Raw genomic sequence first — 24,085 nt, 5'->3', positions numbered from 1 at the left:
AGCGCGCCCCGCGCGCGATGCTCCTGACCGCGAACGTGTTCGCGCCAGAAGATATCGCGCGCAGGGCGCGCTCCTACCTAGGTCTTATCTCAGAACCGGTTCGGTCCCGCGATGTGGCATTTGTTGAGCTCGGTCTTCGCCGACGCGGCGCCGGCCTGATCGTTCGCCTGCAGACGCATCTCGACCACCGTCTGCCAGTTACGTGCGCAGAGGCTGCCGGACTTCGGGCCCATCTCGAACGACTGTTTGGCCAGCTGCTCCGCGCGCGGGAAATCCTGCATGCGCACGGCGATTTCCGCGCGGTCCTGGATCAGCTCGGGCGCGTCCGGTGCGCGCTTCAGCGCCTGCGCGAGCTTGGCGTCGGCATCGGGATAGTTGCCCGCGCGCTCGTCGGCCGAGGCGGCCTGCTGCAGGCCCTGGACGCCCGGATCGCGCAGCGGCGCGACTTCGATCGCCGACTTTTCACGCTCACCCGCGGCGCGGATCTGCGCCACGATGTCGTAAGACGGCTTGCTGGGGCGGGTGGCTTGCGGCGGCGCCGGCTGGCTGCAGGCGGCGACGAGGGTGACGGCGGCAATGGCGCAGAAGCGAAAGCGATGCATGGGTCAATCCGTAGGATTACTGGGAACGGGCGGCGCGGGCTGGTCAGCTCCGTCACCGCCGCCGAACATACCCTTGAATCGCTGCCAGAAACAGCCCTCCTCCGCTTCCGGCACATAACCGGACACAAACGGGAACTGACGCGCGCCTTCGCACGACGGGTCCGTGCGCTTACCCGTCTGCGGATTCACAGAGGCCATTTCCAGGCCCTCGCCCGGCGCCGCCGACAGCGGACGCGTCGGCAGCTTGCGGAACAGCTCCTGCCAGACCTTCATGCTGCCGGTGGCGCCGTAAAGGCCGGTGGGCTTGTTGTCGTCACGGCCCATCCAGATCACCGCGAGACGGTCGCCCGTGAAGCCGGCGAACCAGGCATCGCGCTGGCTGTCGCTGGTGCCGGTCTTGCCCGCCGCGTGCAGGTAGGCGAGGTTCGAATTGCCGATGGCCGCGGCCGTGCCGCCGTTGACCACCTGCTGCATGGCCCACGTCGTGAGACGCGCGGCGGTCTGGTACTCGCCTTCGCCTTCTTTCACTTCGTAGCGCTTGATTGCCTGGCCCTTGCTGTCCATGACGCCGCGCACGGCCACCAGCGGCAAGGCATGCCCGTCGGCGGCGATGTACTCGTACAGCTGCGCCACCTGCAGCGGCGAGATGTCGATGGCGCCGAGCAGGAGCGACGGGCTGGGATTGACGCCCTCGAGCCCGAACGACTCGAGAAAACCCTTCACCCGGCCGACGCCGACCTGCATGCCGAGGTTGACCGTCGCCAGGTTCCACGAATGGACCAGCGCGTCCAGCATCGGTACCTGGCCGTGGACCTCGCGGTCATCGTTCTGCGGCGTCCATGGGGTACCGTCGGGCTGACGCATGTTGATCGGCGAATCGTCGACGATCGACGCCAGCGACCATTTGGACGGCTGCGCCAGCGCGACGAGATACACCAGCGGCTTGACCAGCGAACCGATCGAGCGACGGGCATCGAGCGCACGGTTGAAACCCTGCTCGCCCGGATCGCGCGAACCGACCACGGCCAGCACGCTGCCGTTGGTGGTATCGGTCACCACGGCGGCGGCTTGCGCGGCGGCGCCCCGCTTGCCGAGGCTCTTCATGGTCGTGACGATGGCCTGCTCGGTATAGAGCTGCGCGGTCGGATCGAGCGTGGTGAAGATGCTCAGGCTGCCGTCGCGCAGCGCGGCTTCGTCGAAGTCCGCCGTGATCTGCGACCGCACCAGCTGCATGAAGGCCGGGAAGCGGTTGTGCGGCAGCTGTGCGTTGGGCGCGATGCCCAGCGGCGCGGCCTGGGCCGCCTTCGTCTGCGCGTCGTCGAGCAGGCCGGTGTCGTGGAACTGCTGCAGGACGAGGTTGCGACGCGACAGGGCACGGTCGGGATAACGACGCGGATCGTAATAGCTGGGGCCCTTGACCAGGCCGATCAGCAGGGCGATCTCCTGAGGACGAAGGTCTTCCAGACGGCGGCCGAAGAAGAACTCGCCGCCGGCGGCGAAACCGTGCACCGCCTGATTGCCCTGCTGGCCGAGGAAGACCTCGTTGACGTAGGCCTCGAGGATGCGTCCCTTCGGATAATGCGCTTCCATCAGCAACGAGAGAATGGCCTCGTTGACCTTGCGCAGCATGTTCTGGTCGCGGTCGAGGAACAGGTTGCGCACCAGCTGCTGGGTCAGCGTGGAGCCGCCCTGCACCGTATGACCTGCACGGATGTTGGCGACCGACGCGCGCGCGATGGCCGAGAAATCCAGGCCGATGTGATTCTTGAAGTCGCGGTCCTCGACCGCCTGCAGGCCCTGCACGAGCAGCGGCGGCACGTTCTCCAGACGCACGATGCGACGCTCTTCCTGCTGCGCGCCATACAACGTCGCGATACGCGCGGGATCAAGATGGATCGACTTGATCGGCTTGTCGTTGGTGTCGTCCACCACCGAGGCGACCTGACCGTTGGCCAGGACGACACGGATGCGGTGCGGCAACTCGCCGCCATCCGGACCGAAGTAGCCATGCGAGGCGATGATGAAGCGCGAGCCGTTCTTCGAGTAGCTGCCCTGAATCTTGCCGGCCCCCTCGGTGGTGTAGCCGGCGAAGGTCAGTTCCAGCTCGAGGGCCGCGGGGGTCAGTGCCCTGCCCGGTTCCAGTGGCAGCGGCCGGGCATAGACGCGGGTGGGCACCGCGAACACGAGGTCGTTGAAGCGCTCCTGCAGGCGCGCATTGAGAATCAGCGTGTAGGGCAAGAGGAAGCCGAACAGCAGCCCCATCACCAGCCAGAAGGGAATACGCAGCCACGGCCAGGCCGTGCGCAGGAGGGAGCCAAGACGATTCAGGAAAGCCAACGCGGGGAAGTCCTGCGAGAGAGATCGGAGACCGATGATAGGGGCAGTTCACCGGCGCCCATCTGAACGGATGAGGGCAAAGTGAGGGCGATGCGGATCAGCGGACCGGCTGCCAGGTGCCGGGCTGCGGCCGGAAAGGCCGCGGATGCACACCGAGGATGGCCTCCAGGTCCGTATTGTCGGCAATCAGGTCGGTATCGAGCCGGTTCACCGGTCCGCGCATGAGCGGCGACACGGACGCGGCAAGTTCGAGCACGAGACGAGGGACCGGGAGCGGCAACACGAAGCCGCCGGCGCTCCGCTGCGTCCGCCGGAACATGTCCGCGGCCGTGAGCCGTTCACCGCCGCCCATGGAGAGGGTGCGGCCGCGCGCCGCCGGTGTCCGCAGAGCGGCGACGACAGCCGCGGCGATATCGTCCGCGTGCACCGGCTGGCGCTGCCCCCGACCTGCCGGCAGCGGAAAGATATGGCGCCGGCGGGCGGACGCCACGATAGGCGTCAGACTCTTGTCCATGCCGGCCCCGTAAATAAGCGTCGGCCGGAAGACGGTCCATGGCATACCGCGCGATGCGCAGGTCGCTATCAGCATCGTTTCCGCGTCCCGCAGGCGGCGCGAGACTTCCCGCTCTTCGGGCACCTGCGATTCGCGCTTGGTTTCGGCGCTCATCGACGACGTGGCGACGATGTGGGGAATGCCCGGCAACCGCATCTCGGCAAGCCACTTTGCCAGCAGATCGATGGGCCCCAGCGAGACGACGGCCTGCAGCGGCGGCAGCTCCGGCATGCCGTCCGGAAGATGACCGGACCGCCAGCGAGGGTCGTTGCCCGGCGGGCGCCGGCTGACCGCCATCCACGCATATCCCTCCGCCTCGAGTCGCGGAAGGAGGAAGTGCCCGATCTGGCCGGACGCGCCCATCACCAATACCGTCATCGTGCTCAGCGCCCTGTCGCGATGCGCTCATAGGCGCTTTGCAGTCGCGGATCGTCCGGCACGTAGCGTCGTGCGTGGTCGAGCGACTGGAAGGCGCCCTGGCGATCGCCACTGGACGCGCGCTGCAGCGCGTTATCGATGAGGGCGCTGCCGAGGCGATGACGCATCTCGCCCTGGGAAGCATCGCCCGGCGCCAGGTCGGACAGGGTGCCGTACAGATCTTCGGCGCGCTTCACGTTGCCAGCGGCGACGGCCTGCTGCATCTGCTTCTCGACCTGTGCGGGCAGGCCCTGCAGGCCCGCACGAGCGGTCGGGTCGTTACCGTCGATCGCCAGCGCATTGCGGTAGAGGTCGTAGGCGCTGTCGCCCGGGGGATCCATGATGTCGCCGCGCGACGCCGCGGCCTGTGCACGACGAACCAGATCGGCGACCTTGGCTTTCTGCTCCGGACTGACCGCGAGCGAGGCTTCCGGTGCGTTGTCGTCACCTGCCTGCGCGCCTGCCGCGGGCGGGACGCCAGCGGCCGCATGCCCGTCGCCACCGCCCAGTCGTGCGCGTGCGGCGGCGAGTTCGGCGGATTTCGGGGCGAGCTTCGTCGCCTGATCGAGCAGCTTCGCCGCCTGGGCGTCGTCATTGCTGTCGAGGGCGGCATTGGCTTGCACGATCAGCGCCTGCGCCACCTGGCCGAGCCCGGCCTTCGCGCCCGCGTTGTCGGGGTCCGCGGCGAGCGCGGCGTTGAAGCGCGCCAGCGCGGTGTCGTCGCCGTCACCGGTGAAGCGCCCCGCGCGCATCGCATCGTTGCCCTGCTGGATGAGCGTGGCGATCGCCTGGTCGTCCTGCTTGCGTGTTTCCGCCAGCGAGGCACGCAGCGACGGAAGGTCGCTGTAGCCGGGCACGAGGATGGCGATACGATCGACCAGCGCATTCGCCCTGGGGCGATCGTTGTCGGAAATCGCCTGCCTTGCCTGCGCCGCCAGCGCGTCGCCCACACGATCGAGACCGCGTGCCGCCACCGTATTGTTGCGGTCGGCGTCGAGCACCCGGCGGTAAAGCGCCCCCGCACCGTCGTCACCGTCGAACTTGCCGGCGGCGAACGCCGCCTGCGCCCGGTCGATCAGTGATTCGGTGTGGCCCTGCGGATTACGCGCCTGCGACAGCTGCTGGGTGAGGCGTTCGACGTCGCTGCCACCCCCGAGCAGTTCGCGGGCGACGTTGAGCGCGGCTTCGGCTTCGTCGAGGTTGCCCGCGCTGAGGGCGGCGTCGGCGCGAGCCACTTCCGCCATGCCGACGCGGCGCAGGCCGTCGCGCGCCTGATCGCTGTCGGGCTGCTGGTCACGCGCCTTCTCGAACAGTTCGCGGGCGCTGTCACCCGCCGTGCCATCGAGCTTGCCGGCCGCGAGGGCCTGGTTGGCCTGACCGAGGAGATCGTTGAGCTCCGTCGCCGGCATCAGATTGCGCAACCGGTCCTGCTGCAACCACAGGCCGGTGACGCCACCGATGAGCACGAGGACCAGCATCGGAATGAGCCAGCCGCGTTTGCGCTCGCGCCGTGGCGGCGGTGGCGTGGGTCCACCCGTACGCCGACGCGGCTCGTCGACGACGATGCGAGGCAGGCCATCGTCCACCGGCGCGGCCGGGCGGTCGAGGTCATCCAGCCGGCCGAGCGTCGGCTCGGTGCGACCGCGATGGTCGTGATCGTGGTTGTCTTTGCGTCCGCTCATGGGCGTGGGTCTTCCCTAGGAGCGGAGCAGCTTAACATTCAGGCGTGAACGGCCGTTGTAGGCCGCGCACGTCAGATTTCGACGCGGATCCGGCTGGCCGCGCGCTTGGCCTTCTCGAGAGCCTCGTCGACCGTCGCGGCGCGGGCCAGCGTCACGGCCATGCGTCGGCGGCCGCGCACTTCGGGCTTTCCGAAGATACGCAGCATGGTGCCGGTCTCGGCAAGGGCTTCCGCCACGCCATGGTAAGTGGGCGAGTGCCCCTCCCCTTCCACCAGCACCGCGCAGGAGGCGGCGGGCGAAAAGGCGTGAATCTCCGGCACGGGCAGACCAAGGATGGCGCGCGCATGGAGGGCGAACTCCGACAGATCCTGCGAGATCAGGGTGACCAGGCCGGTATCGTGCGGCCGCGGGCTGACTTCGGAGAAGATCACTTCGTCGCCACGGACGAAGAACTCCACCCCGAACACACCCCAGCCACCGAGCGCGGCCGTGATCGCGTCGGCCTGGCGTTCGGCGGACGCCCGCGCGGTATCGCTCATCGGCTGCGGCTGCCACGACTCGCGATAGTCGCCGTCTTCCTGGCGATGGCCGATGGGCGCGCAGAACGACACGCCGTCCCGGTGGCGCACCGTCAGCAGGGTGATCTCGTAATCGAAGTCGATGAAGCCCTCGACGATGACCCGGCCCCGGCCGGCACGACCGCCGGCCTGCGCATATTCCCATGCCGCCTGCGCATCGGCGGGCGTGCGCAGCACGCTCTGACCCTTGCCCGACGAGCTCATCACCGGCTTGGTGACGCACGGCGTACCGAGCACCTTCACCGCCTCGACGAACTCCTCGTAGGTGTCGCAGAACCGGTAAGGCGAGGTCGGCAGGCCGAGCTCCTCGGCGGCGAGGCGACGGATGCCCTCCCGATCCATCGTCAGCCAGGCCGCCTTCGCGGTCGGGACGACCCTCAGGCCCTCCTTTTCCATCTCGATCAGCGTCGGCGTGTGGATGGCCTCGATCTCGGGCACCACCAGATGCGGCTTCTCTTCCTCGATCAGAGCGCGCAGGGCTTTACCGTCCAGCATGTCGATGACGTGGCTGCGGTGGGCCACCTGCATCGCCGGCGCATTGGCGTAACGGTCCACGGCGATCACCTCGACAGCGAAGCGCTGCAACTCGATGGCGACTTCCTTGCCCAGTTCGCCGGAGCCCAGCAGGAGCACCTTGAGGGCGGTATGGGAGTGCGGCGTACCGAAGGTATTCATGCGAGCGAGGTCCAGGAAAGCGTGATCGCACATTCTAGGTGGCGCGCCACAGGGGTGCCAGCGGGCCTTACATGAAGGTTTGCATCATTGACACGACAGCTAATCGTGCTTTCATGCGATCTGGCCTTACAACGTGGATGTATGCCCATGCGTCGTCAGATCGTCGCGCTCGCGCTCCTGTCGAGCCTCGCCACCGCCCATGCACAAGATTCGAAGACCTGGATGAGCGTGATGCTCGACGGGCGCAAAGTCGGCAAGCTGGTGACGGAACGTACCGTCACCGCAGACACCGTGACCACCCGCCAGGCCATCGATCTGCGCGTCACGCGTGGCAGCACGCCACTGGTCACCCATAACGAAGCGGTCGCGACGGAGAGCCTCGACGGCAAGCCTCTGGCCTTCCACGCCAGCAAGACCGGCTCATCGCAGGAGAACGCCGTCGACGGCCAGCCGCGCCCAGACGGAACGTTTCAGGTCACCACGCGCGTCGGCGACGATGCGCACGTCAGCCTGCTGGCGTGGACGCCCGGCGCGGTGCTCAGTGAAGGACAGCGGCTCGCCATCGTCGCCGGCGGCTTCAAGGCGGGCAGCCACTACCCGCTGAAGACCTTCGACGCCATGAAGCAGGAGGTCGCGACGCTGGACGTCGAGGTGATCGGCGACGAGATGATCGACCTGCCGGGCGGCACGGAACGTCTCCATCATCTGCGCCAGCGGCTGGCCGGCGGCAGTGGCGCACAGTCGCTGGACATGTGGGTGAACGACCGCGGTGAAGTGCGTCGCGGCATCTCGCCACTGCTCGGTTTTCGTATGGAAGTCGCCGCGTGCGACGAAGCCTGCGCGACGGCGCCCGACCAGGACATCGACGTGCTTCGCTCGGCCATGCTGCAGTCGCCGCGGATCATTCCGAACGGGTCGCAGGGACAGGCGATGACGTATCGCTTTCACCTGCGCGACGATCTGCCGGCACCGTTCGTCAGCACGGACGAGCAGCAGGTGAAAAAGCTGTCGAACGGCGATTACGAGATCACCGTCGGCCATCCGCAGAGGCATGACGACGAACCCGGCCCGACGCCTGAAGACACGGCGTCCAACCCCTGGGTGCAGTCGGACGCACCCGAGGTGATCGCGCTGGCCAAGGAGGCCGTCGGCAATGCATCCAGCGATCTGAACCGGATGCGTCGCCTTCGCAGTTTCCTGACCAGTTATATCGACCAGACCGGTCTGGAAGTCGGCTACGCCTCCGCGCTGGAAACTATCCAGACGCGCCGTGGCGACTGCACGGAACACGCCGTGCTGCTGGCGGCCATGGCGCGATCGCAAGGCATTCCGACGCGCATCGTCACCGGCCTCGTCTATGCACAGCGATTCGCGGGCGCATCGCGGGTTTTCGTCCCGCACACCTGGGTGCAGGCGTGGATCAACGGGCGCTGGGAAAGCTTCGATTCCGCGCAGTCGCGCTTCGACGCCACCCATATCGCTCTCGGCGTCGGCAGCGGCGATCCCTGGCGCTTCTTCGCCTCGATGGCATCGCTGGGACGCATGCAGGTCGCCGACGTCAAGATCTCCGGATCGATGCCCGATTTCATGCAGGGTCCGGCGCCGTCGCAGCAGCCCGCGACCCCATCGTTCAACCCGGTGGGCCCTGTCGGCCAGACGGGCGGCCGTCGCTGATCCGGGCATACCCCCCGACTCACGGGGGGGCTTGACTGTGACGGCAAAAGTGCTGTGATGGAGCCGTTCCCGCCCATCCGGACGTACGCACATGAGACGGTATCCAGTCGTTCTCGCCGTACTGCTGTGTCTCCTGCCCGCGTGTGCGCTGGCGACGGAGACCTGGATGACCGTGTTGCTCGACGGGCGCAAGGTCGGCAAGGTCCGCATCGACCGTGACGTCGTCGGCGACCGGGTGACTACCTCGCAGAGCCTGGATTTCCGCCTCACCCGCGTGAAGACGCCGCTTGCGATGCATACCGATGTTCGCTCGGTCGAGACCAGTGCAGGTGCTCCCCTCGCGTTCTACGCGCGTAGCAGGATGTCCGCGCAGGAGAACACCGTCGAGGGCACCGTTCGCGACGACGGAGCCTTTCAGGTATCCAACACCGTGGGCGGCCAGTCGAAGGTAAACCTGCTGATCTGGCCATCCGGGGCGGCGCTGATCGAAGGCCAGCGACTGACCATGGCCACTCATGGTTTCAAGCCGGGCACGACGTACCGTATGCGCAGCTTCGATGCGGTGAAGCAGCAGGTCGCCACCGTCGACATGGAGGTGATCGGCGACGAGATGGTCGACATGCCGCTGGGGCGCGAATCGCTGCACCACCTTCGGCAGACCCTGGCCTCGGGCAAGAACAACCCGTCGGTCGATCTGTGGGTCGACGACCATGGCTTCGTCCGTCGCGGCATCGCACCCTTGCTCGGCTTCCGCATGGAAATGACGGCATGCGATGAGGCCTGTGCCAATGCACCGGACCAGGACGTCGACCTGCTGCGCGCGGCGATGATCGGCGCACCCCGCCCCATGACCGCCAACCTTCGCTTCGCACCGGTCCGATATACGATCCTCGTGCGCGGCGGCTACACCAGTCCGTTTGTGCAGACCGACGAGCAACGCGTCACCCCGATCGGCGATGGGCTCTATCAGCTGGACATCGGGTTTTCCCAGTCGCACAGCGGCGAGCCCGGCCCGCTTCCGGAGGACACGGCGCCCAATCCCTGGGTGCAATCCGACTCGCCTGAAGTACTCAGCATGGCGCGATCGATCGTGGGCGACGCGGCGACCGATATTCAACGCATGCGACGCCTGCGCTCCTACCTCTCGGACTACATCACGGAGAAAGGGCTGGACGTCGGTTACGCCTCGGCGCTGGAGACGATCCAGACCCGGCGTGGCGACTGCACGGAACACGCGGTGCTGCTTACCGCCCTCGCCCGCTCGCTGGGCATTCCCACACGCGTGGTTACCGGCGTCGTCTACGTCGAGCGATTTGGCGGCGTGAACCGGGTCTTCATCCCGCATGCCTGGGCACAGGCGTGGATTGAAAACCGCTGGGTGAGTTTCGACTCCGCACAACGCCGCTTCGACGCCACGCATATCGCACTGGGCGTGGGTGACGGCGAACCGTGGCGCTTCTTCTCGTCGATGTCGGTCCTGGGCAGGGTCCGCATCGAGCGCGCCATCCCGGCATCGTCGCTGATGGACATGCCGGCACCGAGCATGGGTGACATGGGCGGCGGAGCTGGCAAAGGCGGGTGATGGAGACGCTCTTGCAGGGAACCGGCCCTGCTGGCGATCCTACGGCGCCCGCCGCAAGGACAGCCCGACCGCGATCCACGCAACGATAAACGCCACCCCGCCAAACGGCGTCATCGCCCCCGTCCACCGTGGCGCCCCCAGTGCCAGGGCGTAGAGGCTCCCCGAAAACAGCACGATGCCCACCGCGAACAGCGCGACGGCGACCGATCGCGCCCGTCCCGGCGCCAGCCCGACCACCGCGACGAACATCGCCAGCGCATGCCAGAAGTGATACTGCACCGCGGTGTGCCACACCTGCAGCCCGGCATCGTCAACCACGCCACGCAAGGCGTGCGCACCGAAAGCCCCTAGCCCCACGGCCGAAGCACCGGCCACGCCGACGAGGAGAGCATGGGTACCACTGACAGGTTGTCGCATTCGGTTCGTTCCGGATAAGGGCGTGCCTGGGAACCGGCACGGGTGTCGTATCCTGCGCAGGATATCCCGCGGAGTGTCGCATGAAGCCGTTCCTTGCCCGCCGGGTCCTGCTGACCCTGCTCGCCCTCGTCTCACTGGCCGCGCTGAGCGCCTGCCAGCACGAGCCTCAGCCCGAGTGGCGACTGAACGATGTGTCGGGCCACCTTCCCGACCTGGACTTCAGGCTGACCGACGACAACGGCAAGGCGGTGACCGGTGCCGACTACCGCGGCAAGGTGACGCTCATGTACTTCGGCTACACCCACTGCCCGGACGTCTGCCCGCTGACCCTGACGCAGCTGCACGTCGTGCTCGGCCGCCTCGGGCCTGCCGCCGACAAGGTCCGCATCCTTTTCGTCAGCGTGGATCCGGCGCGCGACACCCCGCAGATCATGCACGACTACGTCAACGCCTTCGACAAGCACGCCGTGGGCCTGGTCGGTTCCGATGCCGATGTGGAAGCGCTGGCCAAGCGCTATCGCTCCGCATTCACCCGTGAGCCCGACAAGGGCGACGGCGCTTATGATGTCAGCCACAGTTCGGCCATCTACTTCTTCGATGCTCAGGGCAAGGCACGCCTGCTTGCCACACCGTCGGCGTCACAGGACGACATGGTCCACGACCTGACCCTGCTCACCTCGCTGGAACCCCACGCATGATGCTTCGCTCGCTCGCCGCCGCTCTGCTCGTTTTCGCCACGACGGCGCATGCCGCCGATACCGCGCCTGTCGTCGACGCCAGCGCCGCATGGATCCGCGTCCTCCCCGGCAGCCTGCCCGCCGGCGCGTACGTGACGTTCGAGAACCGGTCGACGACCGCACTGAAGATCGTCGGTGCGGAAAGCGCCGACTACGCCGAAGCCATGATCCACCGCAGCAGTACCGAAGGTGGCATGGGGCGCATGGAAATGGTGGACAGCGTGCCCCTGCCCGCGAATGGCAAAGTCGAGTTCAACCCGGGCGGCTATCACGTGATGCTGGAGAAGCCGAAGCATCCGGTGAAGGCGGGCGATACGCTGACCATCACCTTCGATTTGTCCGACGGGAAGAAGCTGCCGGTGAGCTTCGTGGCACGGCCGGCGAACGCCACGGGCCCGAAGGACTGAGGCGCGCTCCTACCGGATGAGGAAATCGACGGGCGCATCGTGCGCCCCGATGTCCTCGCGATACATCTCGTCCACCCGCGCGTGTTCCGGTCCGTCACGCAGCCAGACCTCGAGCTGGTCGATCGCCGCGGCATCACCGTAAGCGACCACCTCGACGCTGCCATCCGGCAGATTGCGCGCATGGCCGGTGAGCTTCAGCGCCACGGCCCGCTCGCGCGCCGAAGCGCGGTAGAACACGCCCTGCACCTTGCCTCTCACGATGAAGCGTGCGGCTTTCATCTCATGACCCCCTGGCGATGGCCTCGCTCAGTTTCTCGCCCGTCACCGGGCCGACGAAGCGCTGGGCGACGTGGCCGTCCGGCGCGATCAGGTAGGTGGTGGGCAAACCCTTGGGCGGGTCGAAGTCCTTCGGCGGTGCCGTGACGTCGAGCTGAGCGATGGGGTAGACCACCGGATGCTTGTCGACGAAGGCCTTGATCTCCTTCGCGTCGGTGTCCTCGAAGGCGAGACCGATCGCCACGACGTCCTTGCGGCTCTTCACGAACGCGGAAATGTCGGGCATCTCCTTGATACACGGCACGCACCAGGTGGCCCAGTAATTCACGATCACCCACTTGCCGTGCTGAGCGGAAAGATCGAACGGCTTGCCCTCCAGCGTGGTGACCTTGAGCCCGGGTTTGGCGGCGGTGGCTGCCATCGCGGGCGCGGCGAGTGCCAGGGCGACGACGGCGAGTGTGCGCAGGATCATGCGGGGGAATCCTCGATGGAAACGGGTGCGGGTGTCGGAGGGAACAGCTGGTCGAGTCGCGCACCGAGCGTGGCGTCGAGCGCCGCCGCCAGGTTGTCCAGCAACACCAGCAGGTCGGGCGGAAGGTAGATGCCCATGCGCTCGACCTGCTCGCGCGGGCGCAACGGCAGACGGTACTGCGTGCAACGGTACACACGCAGGAGTTCGGTCGTATCGAGGCTGCGACTGAGCAACCAGCCACCGGCCTCGCCACGCTGAATCATGTCGGCGCGCTGCAGGTCTTCGAAATAGCAGGCGATCGCGCTGGATGGAAGGTACGGCTCGCGCAGGCGGATGATGGCCGGATCGACGCTGTCACCGCGACGCTGCGCCTCGACGAAATGCTGCAGCACGACGAGCAGACCGATGAACTCCGCGCCTTCCGGCAAGGCTTCGGTCGGTACGACGTACTCGAAAGCGGAAATCGACGCGGCGATGGAGGCGCCGAGGATCACGATGATCCACGACAGGTAGATCCACAGCAGAAAGATCGGGATCGCGGCGAGCGCGCCGTAGATCTCCTCGTAGTTGGGCGAGTTGCGGATGAACTGGGTGAAACCCCAGCGCGCGAACTCGAACAGGATCGCCCCCAGCAGCGCACCGATGGCCGCGTGCCGCCACGAGATGCGGCGGTTGGGCACCATCGTGTACATCAGCACCAGCGTCACGAAGGTGATGACGAAGGGCAGCAGACTGATCAGCCGGAATTGCGAGGCGATCTGATCGGCCGCCGCATGCAGCAGCGGAAACGCGGTGATATACGACGACAGGGCCAGACCGCCGACGACGAGGATCGGCCCGAGGGTAAGCGCCGCCCAGTAAAGCAGCAGCCGCGAGGTCCAGCCGCGCGGCTTGCGCACACGCCAGATCCGGTTGAGACGATCCTCAATGCTGATCATCATCGAGACCGCGCTGAACAGCATGACCAGGATGGAGATGCCGGTCAGCTGGCTGGCCTTGTCGGCGAAGGCCAGCATGTACTCCTGGATCTTCATGCCGGTGGCCGGCACGAAGTTCTGGAATGCGTAGTTGGCCAGGGAGCCGCGCCATTCCGCGAACACGGGGAAGGCCGAAAGGATGGCGAAGATCGCAACCGTCAGCGGCACCAGCGAGACCAGCGTCGTGTAAGACAGTGCGCCCGCGGTCTCGAAGCATTTGTCGTCGACGAAACGCAGCCAGGTGAAGCGGGTGAAGCTCAGGGCGCGGTCGCGGTCGAAGCGCAGCGGCATGGTGGTCCTTGAATCCTGGTCCCGGTGGTTTGGGAACGTAAACAGTTCTGCGAGACTAGTGCCTTCGCAAAGGCACTCATCCATGTCCCACGACGTTCTCGTACTCTACTACAGCCGCACTGGCCACACGGCCCAGCTCGCCCGACTCGTTGCCCGCGGCATCGAGGAAGTCCCCGGCATGCGCGCCCGGCTGCGCCAGGTACCTCCCGTGGCCCCGGTGACCGAAACCGCCACGCCGCCGGAACCCGAGGAAGGCGCGCCGTACGTCAGCCGGACGGACCTGGTCGAGTGCGTCGGTCTGGCCATGGGCAGCCCGACCCGCTTCGGCAACATGGCGGCCCCGCTCAAGCATTTCCTCGACACGACGGGCGCCGAATGGGCATCCGGCGCGTTGGCCGGTAAGCCCGCCGCGCTGTTCACCTCGACCAGCACCATGCACGGCGGACAGGAATCGACCCTGCTGACCATGGCCCTGCCCCTGCTCCACCACGGCATGGTGATCGTCGGCCTGCCCTACACGGAGCCGGCGTTGTCCAGCACGACCACCGGTGGCACGCCATACGGCGCCAGCCACGTTGCCGGTTCCCGTGGCGACAACGCGATCAGCGAGCACGAACGCGACCTTGCCCGCGCGCTGGGCAAGCGTCTGGCCGACATCGCGCGGCGGCTCGGCACCCCGGCATGAACGAAACGCCACAGGGCACGGGCGGCTCAGCCGGGCATCGCACGGCGCGCGCGGGCGGGATGAACAGCCTCAGCGCCAGCCAGAAGACCGGGCTGGCCGCCTGGGCGGCACTGATGGTCATTCAGCTGCTCTGGTACTCGCTGTATCCGCCGGTCTCGATACCGACCTGGGTGGCCTTCGCGATCACCGTTCCGCCGCTGCTGCTCCCGCTGATGTCCCTGCCCCGCGTCACCCGCGCGCTGCTCTGGGTGGGCATCCTGGCGCTGTTCTACTTCTGCCACGGCGTGGCGGAAACCTGGAGCTCCGCGAACGATCGCTGGCTCGGCATCCTAGAAATCGTCGTGACACTGCTGCTGATCGGCACCCTCGGCGCAGGTGTGCGCCGTCGCCGATAAGGTCCAACCGGGCGTCATGCTGCTCCGCGTATCGACGCGGGCGTCCGCAGGATGCAGGCTTGGCTATCCGATCGACACGCCAAGGACGTCACGATGGCATTCGTGCAGCACGCGCCGCAGCTGGCGCACCCGTTTCAGCATGATCGCGTGCTCCAGGCATGGCTCGCGCAACGGCTTCCCGCGGAGCGCGCCGCGGCCGTGCGGCCGGACCTCGATGCCCTCGGCGAATACGCCGTCATGGCCTGGGAACGGCGTAACCGCACCCCGCGCACCGAACCGGTGCTCACCTCGTGGGATGCGTGGGGTAACCGCGTCGACCGGATCGCCCTGACGCCGGCGTGGGAAGAAGGCCCGGGCATCACCACACGCCACGCGGTGCTCGCGTCAGGTCACGAAGCCTCGCCCTGGGCGCGCGTCGAGGAGTTCTTCCGGGTTTACATCTACCACGTGTCGAGCGAGTTCTATTGCTGCCCGCTGGCGATGACCGACGGCGCCGCCACGGCGATCCGCGCCTCGGGCAACGCCGCGCTCATCGAGCGGGCACTGCCGCACTTCCTCAGCCGCGACCCGGCCTCCTTCTGGCTCTCCGGCCAGTGGATGACCGAGACGCCCGGCGGCTCGGACGTCGGCCGTACCGAGACGGTCGCCCGGCAGGACACGGACGGTCAGTGGCGGCTTTACGGCCGCAAGTGGTTCAGCTCCGCCGTCGTCGGCGAGGCCGCGCTTGCCCTTGCGCGCCCCGAAGGCGCTGGGCCGGGCACCGCCGCGCTGGGGCTCTTCTACGTGGAAACGAAGGACGACCACGGTGCGTGGCGTGAGATCACCATCGACCGGCTCAAGAAGAAACTCGGCACCCATGAACTGCCCACCGCCGAGATCCATCTGAACGGTCTGCCGGCCACCCCGGTCGGCCCCGTCGACCACGGTGTGCGCCAGATCGCACCCATGCTCAACGTCACCCGTACCTGGAACGCCGTCTGCGCGGTTGCGAGCATGGCCCGCGCGATCTCCCTGGCGCGAGACTACGCGACACGCCGATACGCTTTCGGCGCGCGTCTCATCGACCACCCGTTGCACGCGCGCACGCTGGCCGACATGCAGGCCGAGTACGAGGCCGCCTTCGCCCTGACCTTCCACGTGGCCGAATTGCTCGGCCACGTCGAGCATGGCCAGGCCGGCCCCCTGGACGCTCCCCTGCTCCGGCTGCTGACGCCGCTGGCCAAACTCTGGACGGCCAAGGTGTCCATCCGCGTCGTCTCCGAAGCGCTCGAGTGTTTCGGCGGCGCGGGCTACATCGAAGACACCGGCCTGCCACAGCTCCTGCGCGACGCGCAGGTCTACGCGATCTGGGAAGGCACCACCAACGTGCTGTCGCTCGACATGCTGCGCGCGCTGGGCAGCGTCGGCGTCGCCCCGATCCGCGGCGCGGTCGCCGCGCTGGCCGACGAAGGGAGCCCCGAACGGCGCGCCATCGACAGGACGCTCGATGCGACCGAAGCCCTTCTGGGCGATGTGGTAGCCGACCGGGCGTCCCTCGAGGCGTCGGCGCGAGGCATCGCCTTCACCCTCGCACGCTGCATGGCGGCGGCCCTGCTCGCCCGTGCCGCACGGGCAGGCGATTCGGCCGGCGACGCCCGCCCGGCAGCCGCTCTCCGCCGGTTCGTCGCCCGCGGCCTCGATCGTCTGGCTCTTCCCGACAACGAGGGCGACAGCCTGCTCGCCGGCAGCATGTAAGATAGGCGCCCGTTTCACCCGGCTTCCCAGGTCAACCATGCAGCAGCTCACCATCGTCACCACCGGCGGCACGATCGACAAGGTCTACTTCGACGACAAGTCGGATTACCAGATCGGCTCCCCGCAAATCGGCGACATCCTGACCCAGCTCGGCGTCGCGTTCCGCTTCGACGTGATTCCGATCCTGCGCAAGGACAGCCTGCACGTGACGGACGAGGACCGTGCGCTCATGCGCAGCACCATCGAGGCCCAGCCGCATCGTCATGTGCTGGTGACCCACGGCACCGACACCATGGTGGAAACCGCGCGTGTACTGGCCGGCATCCCCAACAAGGTGATCGTGCTGACCGGCGCTCTGAACCCGGCTCGTTTTCAGGGGTCGGACGCCGTGTTCAACATCGGCTGCGCGGTCGGCGCGGTACAGACGCTGGCCGATGGCGTCTACATCGCCATGAACGGCCGCGTGTGGAACCCGGAAAGCGTCCGCAAGAACCGCGACGCGAACCGCTTCGAAGCCATCTGATTCGAAGCGATCCGATACGCCGGCCTGAACGCGCCGGTCAGGGCTTGCCACGATCTTCGACGACGGCGTCCACCGTGGCGCCCGCATCCATCAGGCCCGCACCACAGCCTTTCGGGCAGGGACCGGGTAAAGGCCGCGCATTGTCGACGAGCTGACGCGTGATCGCTTCCACACCGATCGCCGGATCCGCCGATCGCATCAGGGCCACCAGCGCGGAAACCTGGGGCGCTGCCATGGATGTGCCCGCGTAGTACTTGAGAAGAGGCCTGCCCTCACTGCCGCGCTTGCCGCCATCGACGGTCGACAGGATGTCGTCGGCACCGAACGTCGTAAGCGAGCCACCGGGCGCAGCCAGGGTGACGCCGTCGCCGTGGTTCGAGTACCAGGCCATCGATCCGTCGCGTGCCAGCGCATTCACGCTCACGACGCCCGCGCAATTGGATGGAGAGACCGCGGAGGCACGGATGCCGTCGTTACCTGCCGCCGCTACGACGGCGACACCACGCGAGCGCGCCTGTCCGATGGCCGTCGCCAGCGCCGTCCCGCAGGCACCGGGCGTCCTCAGGCTCAGGTTGATGACGTCGGCGCGGCGGGCGATCGCGGGAACACCCGGCAGTTCACCACCGCTCGCCCAGACGATCGCGTCCGCCACATCCGAGAGACGGCCCCCGCACTTGCCCATCACCCGCACGGGGATCACCTTCGCCTCGGGCGCGACGCCCAGCATCCCGCGACCGTCGGGTGACCTCGCCGCCACGAGTCCGGCGACATGCGTGCCATGCCACGATGATTCGGACGCCGTTGACGATCCACACTCACCCGCGTCGCTCCAGTCGCCTTCGTCCGCGGGATTCGCATCGCGCCCGTTACCATCGCGTGCCGCGGCGGCATCGCTGACGAAGTCGTAGCCCGGCAAAAGCTGACCGACGAGTTGCGGATGCGGTGCGATGCCGGTGTCGAGTACGGCCACCACGGATCCGGCGCCTTTCGTGTAACGCCAGGCCACCTCCGCGTCGATGCCGACACGAGGATCGTGCATGTACCACTGCCGATGCCATAACGTCGTAAGGCGGCCTGCGGGCGTGACGATGCGGTCTTCTTCGATATCGATGACACCCGCCATCGATGCGAGCACAGCCGGATCCAGGCCGTGCACGTCGAAAACCTCGCCGCCCGCCGCAAGGGTGCGCACATGCACGGGCTGGGCGATGCGCGTGGAACGCGCGTGCGATAGACGTGGATGCCTTGCGGCTGCCGCACTCACCCTGTCGCTGAAGTGCACGATGTATCGATCGGCGGGCATCTCGCCAGCCATGGCGACAGGTACGAGCACGCAGGCCGCGGCGGCGAGTAAAGCTAAACGGGGATACGTCAACGATCGCATCTCGGACACCCTGGGAAAACGCGGCGACGCCGCAGTCGGTACAACGTAGGACGATCCGTTCCCGGCTAGTACGCGCCGACGCTCATCAAGGCATGTAGGCGAAATGGGGATGCACGTTGAAGGGTTTGCGAGCAGCGAAGTGTGCAGACGGGCATCCTCCCGACGCGGGCACAAAAAAGGGCCCGGACGTTTCCGTCCGGGCCCCGACGCAGCAAGCGAGAGGGGTCGCTTACGGCGTCCAGGTTGCCTTGAGCGAGACGCCCGAGAACGTCGAGTAACCGCGGACCTTCACGTAATACGTGCCCGCCTGGGTGGTGGCGAAGGTGCAGGTTTCGTTGTTGCCCGAGACGTACGGACGGCAGTTGTAGCTGGAGGTGGTCGGTGCGGAACCGAACTTGACGTAGAGATCCGCATCACCGGTACCACCGCTGGTGACGATGCTGAGGTTCTTCGCGCCAGCCGCCACCACGACGGTGTAGCTGAGTTCGGTACCCGAGCTGCCGGCAAGGCCGGTCTTGGCCACACCGTTCTGCAGCGCCGTGCCACCGGTACCGCCACCGCCGCCGGTCGAGCAGCTGACACCCACGCCGGTGAAGGCGGTGGCGACATCCGTCGCGGAGTAGCCGAGATCGGTCGCCGCGCTGGCGACACCGCAGGCACCGGAGTTGAACGTGGAGCTGGCGGTCCAGTACAGGGCATTGGCGCGGGCGAACACCTTGAATGCCTTCACCGTGTCCCAGCCACTGGTCTTGGCCAGCAGGCAGAACGCCTTGTTGTAGACACCCGACGAGTAATGCACGTCGAGACCGCTGTAGTAATCGGACGCATTGTCGATCGAGCCACCGTCCTGCGACGGCGTGCACATGTAGCGCAACGCGTTACCGATACCGGCGCTGGTCTTGACGATGTCGGCACCGACGAGGAAGTCGTTGCTGCCGCGGTCGTAGTATTCGGCCGCTTCACCGGCGATGTCCGAGTAGGCCTCGTTCATGCCGCCCGACTGTCCGCTATAGGCCAGGTTGGAGTGCTGTTCGGTGTAGCCATGGCTGATCTCGTGCGAGGTCACGTCCAGGGCGACCAGCGGGTAGAACGTGCTGGCACCGTCGCCGAAGGTCATCGAGCTGCCGTCCCAGAACGCGTTCTCGTAGGAGCTGCCGTAGTGCACCTTCATGATCAGAACCTGGTTCAGCGGCGCCGCGCCGGTGTACGAGGTGTACATGTCGTGCACCACGCCACCGAAGTGGTGGGCATCGTTGATCGGGCCGTAGGCGCCGTTGACCGCGTCACCGCTCGATCCGGCGCTGCAGGTGAAGCTCCACAGCGTGCCGCTACCCGACGTCGCCTTCTTCATGTTGTACGACTTCACGTAGGCGTTCTGCGCCGTGCAGGTCGTGCCGGATTGCGTCACGCGCAGCGCGGGCTTGCCGCCGGCACCCCACGTGTACTGTCCGGTTTTCTGATTGCCGCCCGGACCGGTCGCATCGATCTCGGCGTAGGTCAGACCTTCCCACTGCTCGATGATCTCGCCGGTGTTGGCGTCGATCAGGGCGGTCGGGCGGGTGGGATGGTCACCGCCGGAGAAGAACGAGGTGAGATAGACCAGGCGCGCGGGAGCGCCGTCACCCGGATAGATGTACAGATCCGCCTTGACGTTCTCCGGTTTGACGGTGGCGACGCCGGCCAGCGACGGCGCCTGCTTGCTGAGCAAGGCGACGGCGCGCGTGCCGTCCAGCCTGGGGGTGACCGAGGCGATATCGACCTGCAGGTCGGACGTGACCGCACCGTTGGCCACCAGCGCATTCCCCTGCGTGTCCTGCTCGACGGCGATGCTGCGGCCATAGACCGGAACGCCCTTGAAGGTCTGCTGCATGCGGACGGTCTGCGTGCCCTTTACCGTGGGCAGCGAGGCTTGTGCGACGAATCCGTTGTCGGCGGAAAGTCCCAGTTTTGTCGCCAGCTGGTTGGCCGGTACGGCACCCAGGCTCTGCGCACGCAGTGCCTGTTCGGTAGCCGCCGATGCGACCGAGGTGGCGGCGATCCCGAGGGATGCGACCAGGAGTTTCAAGCGAACATGAGTTGCCATTAACGTTCCTCCTCCAGGAATGGGCCGCACTCCGCTATGGCGGACCGTGAGGACCACACTCCGAACGATTTGAATTCGCGCCGCGGCGCGATGCCCGTTTTATGTCGCGACGACCGGTCCCCCAACCGGAAGTCCTCACCAACCTAGCGCAAGAATTCGCGACCGACTACCTAGGGATTTCCCTAGGGCGGCAAAAAACGCGATGCTACGCACGAATTGCGAACACGAACTTGCGAAGGGGGCGACGCATGGCGCGTTTATCGGATCTGGACCTTGACCTGCGTCGACTGACGCCGACGGTGCGCGCCGCGTTCCGTCTCACGTCGGAGCGGCACACGCTGGATCATCTGCTGAGAGAGGTCGGCATCGAGGGTGCCGTCACCTGGCAAAAGGGCGAAAGCATCGCCTCGACGGCGTTGCAGCGGCGGACCAACGGCTGGTGCTTCGAGCTGCCGCCGCAACGCACCTACATGCTGGATGACGCGCTGACGGAGCTGTTGCACGCGCTTGCGCCGCATCGCGACGAGATCCTCGCGCTGACCAGGACACTCGAACTCGACGCACACGTCGCGCTCGACACCGACATCTATGAAGACCGCATCCCGACCGGCTACCTGTCACCCGCCAACGTCAAAGCCATCGCGACATACGGTGCGTCGCTTGGCACGGAAATCCATCTCGCCGAGCCGAACGGCTGAAGACGGCGTCGCCGGGATCAGAGCATCCCGGTTTCGAGCTTCGCCGCATCCGACATCATCGAGTGATTCCAGGGTGGATCGAACACGAGGTCGACATCGGCCTCGACGATCGTGGGAATGAGCTCGACCTTGGTGCGGACATCGTCGACGAGGATGTCACCCATGCCGCAGCCCGGCGCGGTCAGCGTCATCTTCACGTAAACGCGGCGCGAGCCCTCTTCGGTGGATTCGAGGCTGACGTCATAGACCAGACCCAGCTCCACCACGTTGATGGGGATCTCGGGATCGAAGCAGGTGCGCAGCTGCTGCCAGACCAGCTTCTCCACGTCGTCGTCCGTCGCGCCGTCCTCGAGTTCGATCGGGCGCGGCGGCTCCTTGCCCAGCGCGTCGGCGTCGTCGCCGGCGATGCGGAACAGGTTGCCTTCCACGTAAACGGTGAAACTGCCGCCGAGGGCCTGGGTGATGTAGCCGATCTGCCCGGCGGGAAGCGTCACCGTCTCACCCTGCGGCACCATGACTGCCTGGCAGTCACGTTCGAGGGTGAAGGGCTCGCTGCTGAGGCTGAAACCGCTCATTGCTGTCCTGTAAAGGCCGCGCCGCGGCCGCAAAGTCGTCGATTATGCGCCCGCCCGCGAGGCGGGGGTAGGCACCTACCGGCTTTACGTCGGGGCGCACGCGTCGGGGCACAAGAGCGCCCGGCCCCTTGCCCCGCTATGATGGCCCCCTTTTTGCCGCACCCGGGATCCCATGCGCGACCTGACCGAAATCCATGCCGGCTGAGCGCACAGGCCTTCCCGGTTTCCTCTTCGGTGCGCTCTGCGCGGCCATGTTCGGCCTCGCCGCGGGCGCTGTCTGGATGCTCCCCTCGATGATGTTCGGCCGCGCCATTCCAGCCCTCGTGCTGCCGGTGGGATGGGGGCTTGGCCTCGTCGTGCGCCGCTGGCTGCACTTTCGCGGCCTGGCAGGCGCCGTACTGGCGGCTGCGGCCACCGTGCTGGCGGCCCTGTACACGGCGTGCCTGGTGGCCGCCGCCACGATCTCCGGCATGATGGGCATCGGCTTCGGCCAGGCCATCGCCGACGCCGGACCGGCCATGCTGCTGGACCTCGCCCGTCTCGCGCAGCGCCCGGTCGACCTGTCGCTCTACCTGACCGGAGCCCTGATCGCGGCCCTTACCGCCTGGCCGCTGGGCCGGGGGAAGCCGCGCGGCGACTGACTTTCATAAGCGGTAAATCCCCCTACGGGAAAGATATTGCGGGGAAGTAACAGTCAACCGGCGGTCGATGACCGCGTTTACCGGAGTGAATCTGGCGATATGGAGCACGAGGATGCGAAACACGACGATGCGGAGAAAGCCGTGAACGGCTCCCTCGCACTCGACAGCGCATCGCTCGAGGATCTGCGCGAGGTCCCGGCGAACATGGACGCCTTCCTGGCGGGTATCGAGCGACGCGCCTGGCGCATGGCCGAAATCCACCTGGGCAACAAGGACGACGCCATGGATGCCGTCCAGGACGCCATGCTGCGACTCGTCAATCATTACGCGGGTAAGCCCGCCGGTGAGTGGACGCCGCTGTTCTGGGGCATCCTGCGCCGACGCATCGTCGATCTGCAGCGGCGCCGGAAGGTCCGGTCCATCGTCGTCAGCTGGATGGGCGGCGGTCGCGACGACGAAGGCGACGAACTCCCGATGTGGGAGCCGGCGGACGACGCGCCGGATCCCTCGGCCCGGTTGCAGGACACGCAGGCCTACGGCGACATCGTGACGGCCGTGCGCAAGCTGCCCCGGCGCCAGCGCGAAGCGTTCACGCTGCGCATCATGGAAGGCCTGGATGTGGCCGAGACGGCCGCCGCGATGGGCTGCTCGGACGGCAGCGTGAAAACCCACCTTTCGCGCGCGATGCATGCGCTGCGCGATCAACTGGAGGCTTGGCGATGAGCCAGCACGATCGAGAACTCGAACGTCGCGCCCGGGACCTGTACCTGCGGGCCAGCCGCGACGTGGATCCGGCCACCGCGGGGCGCCTGCGCGCGGCGCGGCGCACCGCGCTCGCCCGTCCGCAACCGTCCATGACGCGACGCCTGCTGCTCCCCGCGGGAGCCTTCGCCGTGGTCGCTCTCGCTTCGCTGATGATCTGGCAGCCGCGGGTATCCCCTTCGGACATGCCCGTAGCCACGCAGCAGTCCGCGGAAGCGGAGCCCAGCGATCTGCCGCCCGATGCCGACAGCGCGGACCCCGCGCTGTACAAGGACATGCAGTTCTACAGCTGGCTCGCCTACAACGACGCGCCCTCGTCCCCGTCCCGCAAGTGAGCCCCATGCGCCGCCTTCCGCTCGTCCTCGCCTTGTTCATGGCCTTCGCGGCGCCGCTGACGGCGAGCGCGCAGGATCGCCCCCCACCGCCGCCCGGCGGTGAGATGCCGCTGCCGCCGCCCCGTCCGTGGAGCGCGCTGTCGGCCGACGAAAAGGACATCCTCGCGCCGCTGGCGCATGACTGGGACACGTTCCCGCCGCAGCGCCAGTCGCGGATGCTCGAGAAAGCCCAGCGCTGGCGCGGGCTGCCGCCGGATCGTCGTGCGGAAATCCGCGACCGCATCGAACGCTGGCAGCACATGACGCCGGAGGAGCGCGCCGAGGCACGCCGGAACCAGCAGAAGTTCCAGGACCTCTCCCCCGATCAGCGCGCCCGCCTGCACGACGCCTTCGAGCGTTTCAGGAGCCTCACGCCCGACCAGCGGCATGCGCTGATCGAAAAGTGGCGCAACATGACACCCGATCAGCGCCGCGACGCGGTGGACCACGCGGGCCCGAACGACATCGTGCCCCCGCCCCACGGCGGTCCGGGCGGCCCCGACGGCCCGGGCGATCGCCGGCCGCCTCCCCCTCCGGGGGAGTGAGCTAAACTG

At 67.2% G+C, this 24,085-nt stretch carries 25 protein-coding genes; 13 read left to right on the top strand and 12 right to left on the bottom strand.

Translation table 11 applies throughout. The annotated features are described in order from the left end of the window. Positions 1–89: 89 nt before the first annotated feature. From B5X73_RS04825 to purT, 5 genes are all read right to left on the bottom strand, one after another. The gene (locus B5X73_RS04825; RefSeq protein WP_043692760.1) at positions 90–602 is read right to left on the bottom strand and encodes a tetratricopeptide repeat protein; all 513 of its coding nucleotides are present in this window, start codon (positions 600–602) and stop codon (positions 90–92) included. Between the two features lie 3 nt (positions 603–605). Then, complete coding sequence (mrcB, locus tag B5X73_RS04820) at positions 606–2,939, bottom strand: penicillin-binding protein 1B (RefSeq protein WP_079520785.1); 2,334 nt, start codon at positions 2,937–2,939, stop codon at positions 606–608. Between the two features lie 97 nt (positions 2,940–3,036). After that, the gene (locus B5X73_RS04815; RefSeq protein WP_079520784.1) at positions 3,037–3,870 is read right to left on the bottom strand and encodes an NAD(P)H-binding protein; all 834 of its coding nucleotides are present in this window, start codon (positions 3,868–3,870) and stop codon (positions 3,037–3,039) included. Positions 3,871–3,875: 5 nt separating this feature from the next. Further along, on the bottom strand, positions 3,876–5,591 hold the full coding sequence (locus B5X73_RS04810) for a tetratricopeptide repeat protein (RefSeq protein ID WP_079520783.1): 1,716 nt from the start codon (positions 5,589–5,591) through the stop codon (positions 3,876–3,878). Between the two features lie 71 nt (positions 5,592–5,662). Further along, positions 5,663–6,844, bottom strand: a complete 1,182-nt coding sequence (purT, locus tag B5X73_RS04805; protein WP_079520921.1) for a formate-dependent phosphoribosylglycinamide formyltransferase — start codon at positions 6,842–6,844, stop codon at positions 5,663–5,665. A gap of 147 nt (positions 6,845–6,991) precedes the next feature. On the opposite strand from purT, the gene B5X73_RS04800 reads away from it, so the two are divergent. Beyond that, on the top strand, positions 6,992–8,518 hold the full coding sequence (locus B5X73_RS04800; RefSeq protein WP_176167725.1) for a transglutaminase-like domain-containing protein: 1,527 nt from the start codon (positions 6,992–6,994) through the stop codon (positions 8,516–8,518). Between the two features lie 91 nt (positions 8,519–8,609). Next, positions 8,610–10,100 (top strand): transglutaminase-like domain-containing protein, encoded by a 1,491-nt coding sequence (locus B5X73_RS04795; RefSeq protein ID WP_079520781.1) that lies wholly within the window; start codon positions 8,610–8,612, stop codon positions 10,098–10,100. Between the two features lie 39 nt (positions 10,101–10,139). Here B5X73_RS04795 and B5X73_RS04790 read toward each other — a convergent pair whose 3' ends face one another. Next, entirely contained in the window at positions 10,140–10,517 is a 378-nt protein-coding gene (locus tag B5X73_RS04790; protein WP_079520780.1) for a DUF423 domain-containing protein, read from the bottom strand. Between the two features lie 80 nt (positions 10,518–10,597). On the opposite strand from B5X73_RS04790, the gene B5X73_RS04785 reads away from it, so the two are divergent. Both B5X73_RS04785 and B5X73_RS04780 read left to right on the top strand, forming a co-directional pair. Next, complete coding sequence (locus B5X73_RS04785) at positions 10,598–11,215, top strand: SCO family protein (RefSeq protein ID WP_079520779.1); 618 nt, start codon at positions 10,598–10,600, stop codon at positions 11,213–11,215. Next, positions 11,212–11,661 carry a copper chaperone PCu(A)C gene (locus tag B5X73_RS04780; RefSeq protein ID WP_079520778.1) on the top strand — a complete coding sequence of 150 codons (450 nt, stop codon included), beginning with the start codon at positions 11,212–11,214 and terminating at the stop codon, positions 11,659–11,661. Before B5X73_RS04785 ends, B5X73_RS04780 begins: the two co-directional genes overlap by 4 nt. Positions 11,662–11,670: 9 nt before the next feature. Here B5X73_RS04780 and B5X73_RS04775 read toward each other — a convergent pair whose 3' ends face one another. The 3 genes from B5X73_RS04775 to B5X73_RS04765 are packed head-to-tail and all read right to left on the bottom strand — an operon-like array spanning position 11,671 to position 13,677. After that, complete coding sequence (locus B5X73_RS04775) at positions 11,671–11,940, bottom strand: acylphosphatase (RefSeq protein WP_036115200.1); 270 nt, start codon at positions 11,938–11,940, stop codon at positions 11,671–11,673. A 1-nt stretch (position 11,941) separates the two neighbouring features. After that, entirely contained in the window at positions 11,942–12,409 is a 468-nt protein-coding gene (locus tag B5X73_RS04770) for a TlpA family protein disulfide reductase (protein ID WP_079520777.1), read from the bottom strand. Beyond that, the gene (locus B5X73_RS04765; protein ID WP_036115203.1) at positions 12,406–13,677 is read right to left on the bottom strand and encodes a YihY family inner membrane protein; all 1,272 of its coding nucleotides are present in this window, start codon (positions 13,675–13,677) and stop codon (positions 12,406–12,408) included. The genes B5X73_RS04770 and B5X73_RS04765 overlap by 4 nt, the downstream gene beginning before the upstream one ends. An 82-nt stretch (positions 13,678–13,759) precedes the next feature. Here B5X73_RS04765 and wrbA point away from each other — a divergent pair, with 82 nt between their 5' ends. The 4 genes from wrbA (at position 13,760) to B5X73_RS04745 (ending at position 17,014) form a co-directional block, all read left to right on the top strand. Next, the gene (gene wrbA, locus B5X73_RS04760; RefSeq protein WP_079520776.1) at positions 13,760–14,362 is read left to right on the top strand and encodes an NAD(P)H:quinone oxidoreductase; all 603 of its coding nucleotides are present in this window, start codon (positions 13,760–13,762) and stop codon (positions 14,360–14,362) included. After that, on the top strand, positions 14,359–14,757 hold the full coding sequence (locus B5X73_RS04755; RefSeq protein ID WP_343124639.1) for a DUF2069 domain-containing protein: 399 nt from the start codon (positions 14,359–14,361) through the stop codon (positions 14,755–14,757). Before wrbA ends, B5X73_RS04755 begins: the two co-directional genes overlap by 4 nt. 93 nt (positions 14,758–14,850) lie before the next feature. Then, the gene (locus B5X73_RS04750) at positions 14,851–16,491 is read left to right on the top strand and encodes an acyl-CoA dehydrogenase family protein (protein WP_079520775.1); all 1,641 of its coding nucleotides are present in this window, start codon (positions 14,851–14,853) and stop codon (positions 16,489–16,491) included. Between the two features lie 37 nt (positions 16,492–16,528). Beyond that, positions 16,529–17,014: an asparaginase domain-containing protein gene (locus tag B5X73_RS04745; RefSeq protein ID WP_036115212.1), complete on the top strand. Its 486-nt coding sequence runs from the start codon at positions 16,529–16,531 to the stop codon at positions 17,012–17,014. A 37-nt stretch (positions 17,015–17,051) separates the two neighbouring features. Here the strand turns inward: B5X73_RS04745 and B5X73_RS04740 are convergent, their stop codons facing one another. Together B5X73_RS04740 and B5X73_RS04735 are read right to left on the bottom strand one after the other, a co-directional pair. Continuing rightward, positions 17,052–18,398 carry a S8 family peptidase gene (locus B5X73_RS04740; protein WP_079520774.1) on the bottom strand — a complete coding sequence of 449 codons (1,347 nt, stop codon included), beginning with the start codon at positions 18,396–18,398 and terminating at the stop codon, positions 17,052–17,054. 229 nt (positions 18,399–18,627) lie between these two features. Beyond that, complete coding sequence (locus tag B5X73_RS04735) at positions 18,628–20,481, bottom strand: M4 family metallopeptidase (protein ID WP_079520773.1); 1,854 nt, start codon at positions 20,479–20,481, stop codon at positions 18,628–18,630. A 248-nt stretch (positions 20,482–20,729) separates the two neighbouring features. Here B5X73_RS04735 and B5X73_RS04730 point away from each other — a divergent pair, with 248 nt between their 5' ends. Further along, entirely contained in the window at positions 20,730–21,179 is a 450-nt protein-coding gene (locus B5X73_RS04730) for a DUF4279 domain-containing protein (RefSeq protein WP_176167724.1), read from the top strand. 17 nt (positions 21,180–21,196) lie between these two features. On the opposite strand, the gene sufT is transcribed toward B5X73_RS04730, so the two are convergent. Further along, positions 21,197–21,754 carry a putative Fe-S cluster assembly protein SufT gene (gene sufT / locus B5X73_RS04725; RefSeq protein ID WP_079520771.1) on the bottom strand — a complete coding sequence of 186 codons (558 nt, stop codon included), beginning with the start codon at positions 21,752–21,754 and terminating at the stop codon, positions 21,197–21,199. Positions 21,755–21,948: 194 nt separating this feature from the next. Here sufT and B5X73_RS04720 point away from each other — a divergent pair, with 194 nt between their 5' ends. The 4 genes from B5X73_RS04720 (at position 21,949) to B5X73_RS04705 (ending at position 24,076) form a co-directional block, all read left to right on the top strand. Beyond that, positions 21,949–22,395 carry a hypothetical protein gene (locus B5X73_RS04720; RefSeq protein WP_079520770.1) on the top strand — a complete coding sequence of 149 codons (447 nt, stop codon included), beginning with the start codon at positions 21,949–21,951 and terminating at the stop codon, positions 22,393–22,395. Between the two features lie 141 nt (positions 22,396–22,536). Beyond that, positions 22,537–23,118: an RNA polymerase sigma factor gene (locus B5X73_RS04715; protein WP_036118197.1), complete on the top strand. Its 582-nt coding sequence runs from the start codon at positions 22,537–22,539 to the stop codon at positions 23,116–23,118. Further along, positions 23,115–23,492, top strand: a complete 378-nt coding sequence (locus tag B5X73_RS04710) for a hypothetical protein (RefSeq protein WP_036115221.1) — start codon at positions 23,115–23,117, stop codon at positions 23,490–23,492. The genes B5X73_RS04715 and B5X73_RS04710 overlap by 4 nt, the downstream gene beginning before the upstream one ends. A gap of 5 nt (positions 23,493–23,497) precedes the next feature. Beyond that, positions 23,498–24,076: a DUF3106 domain-containing protein gene (locus B5X73_RS04705; protein WP_051943903.1), complete on the top strand. Its 579-nt coding sequence runs from the start codon at positions 23,498–23,500 to the stop codon at positions 24,074–24,076. Positions 24,077–24,085: the final 9 nt, after the last annotated feature.

The sequence above is a fragment of the Luteibacter sp. 22Crub2.1 genome (assembly GCF_900167995.1).
Lineage (GTDB): Bacteria > Pseudomonadota > Gammaproteobacteria > Xanthomonadales > Rhodanobacteraceae > Luteibacter > Luteibacter mycovicinus.
The sequence above is the reverse complement of the archived record's forward strand: the minus strand, read 5'-3'. Positions and strand labels throughout refer to the sequence as shown.

Bases quoted from the DNA above. Each gene is read 5' to 3' on its own strand.
- B5X73_RS04825 (WP_043692760.1), bottom strand. From the start codon at position 602: ATGCATCGCTTTCGCTTCTGCGCCATTGCCGCCGTCACCCTCGTCGCC.
- B5X73_RS04815 (WP_079520784.1), bottom strand. From the start codon at position 3,870: ATGACGGTATTGGTGATGGGCGCGTCCGGCCAGATCGGGCACTTCCTC.
- B5X73_RS04810 (WP_079520783.1), bottom strand. From the start codon at position 5,591: ATGAGCGGACGCAAAGACAACCACGATCACGACCATCGCGGTCGCACC.
- purT (WP_079520921.1), bottom strand. From the start codon at position 6,844: ATGAATACCTTCGGTACGCCGCACTCCCATACCGCCCTCAAGGTGCTC.
- B5X73_RS04800 (WP_176167725.1), top strand. From the start codon at position 6,992: ATGCGTCGTCAGATCGTCGCGCTCGCGCTCCTGTCGAGCCTCGCCACC.
- B5X73_RS04795 (WP_079520781.1), top strand. From the start codon at position 8,610: ATGAGACGGTATCCAGTCGTTCTCGCCGTACTGCTGTGTCTCCTGCCC.
- B5X73_RS04790 (WP_079520780.1), bottom strand. From the start codon at position 10,517: ATGCGACAACCTGTCAGTGGTACCCATGCTCTCCTCGTCGGCGTGGCC.
- B5X73_RS04785 (WP_079520779.1), top strand. From the start codon at position 10,598: ATGAAGCCGTTCCTTGCCCGCCGGGTCCTGCTGACCCTGCTCGCCCTC.
- B5X73_RS04780 (WP_079520778.1), top strand. From the start codon at position 11,212: ATGATGCTTCGCTCGCTCGCCGCCGCTCTGCTCGTTTTCGCCACGACG.
- B5X73_RS04775 (WP_036115200.1), bottom strand. From the start codon at position 11,940: ATGAAAGCCGCACGCTTCATCGTGAGAGGCAAGGTGCAGGGCGTGTTC.
- B5X73_RS04770 (WP_079520777.1), bottom strand. From the start codon at position 12,409: ATGATCCTGCGCACACTCGCCGTCGTCGCCCTGGCACTCGCCGCGCCC.
- B5X73_RS04765 (WP_036115203.1), bottom strand. From the start codon at position 13,677: ATGCCGCTGCGCTTCGACCGCGACCGCGCCCTGAGCTTCACCCGCTTC.
- wrbA (WP_079520776.1), top strand. From the start codon at position 13,760: ATGTCCCACGACGTTCTCGTACTCTACTACAGCCGCACTGGCCACACG.
- B5X73_RS04755 (WP_343124639.1), top strand. From the start codon at position 14,359: ATGAACGAAACGCCACAGGGCACGGGCGGCTCAGCCGGGCATCGCACG.
- B5X73_RS04750 (WP_079520775.1), top strand. From the start codon at position 14,851: ATGGCATTCGTGCAGCACGCGCCGCAGCTGGCGCACCCGTTTCAGCAT.
- B5X73_RS04745 (WP_036115212.1), top strand. From the start codon at position 16,529: ATGCAGCAGCTCACCATCGTCACCACCGGCGGCACGATCGACAAGGTC.
- B5X73_RS04740 (WP_079520774.1), bottom strand. From the start codon at position 18,398: ATGCGATCGTTGACGTATCCCCGTTTAGCTTTACTCGCCGCCGCGGCC.
- B5X73_RS04735 (WP_079520773.1), bottom strand. From the start codon at position 20,481: ATGGCAACTCATGTTCGCTTGAAACTCCTGGTCGCATCCCTCGGGATC.
- B5X73_RS04730 (WP_176167724.1), top strand. From the start codon at position 20,730: ATGGCGCGTTTATCGGATCTGGACCTTGACCTGCGTCGACTGACGCCG.
- sufT (WP_079520771.1), bottom strand. From the start codon at position 21,754: ATGAGCGGTTTCAGCCTCAGCAGCGAGCCCTTCACCCTCGAACGTGAC.
- B5X73_RS04720 (WP_079520770.1), top strand. From the start codon at position 21,949: ATGCCGGCTGAGCGCACAGGCCTTCCCGGTTTCCTCTTCGGTGCGCTC.
- B5X73_RS04710 (WP_036115221.1), top strand. From the start codon at position 23,115: ATGAGCCAGCACGATCGAGAACTCGAACGTCGCGCCCGGGACCTGTAC.
- B5X73_RS04705 (WP_051943903.1), top strand. From the start codon at position 23,498: ATGCGCCGCCTTCCGCTCGTCCTCGCCTTGTTCATGGCCTTCGCGGCG.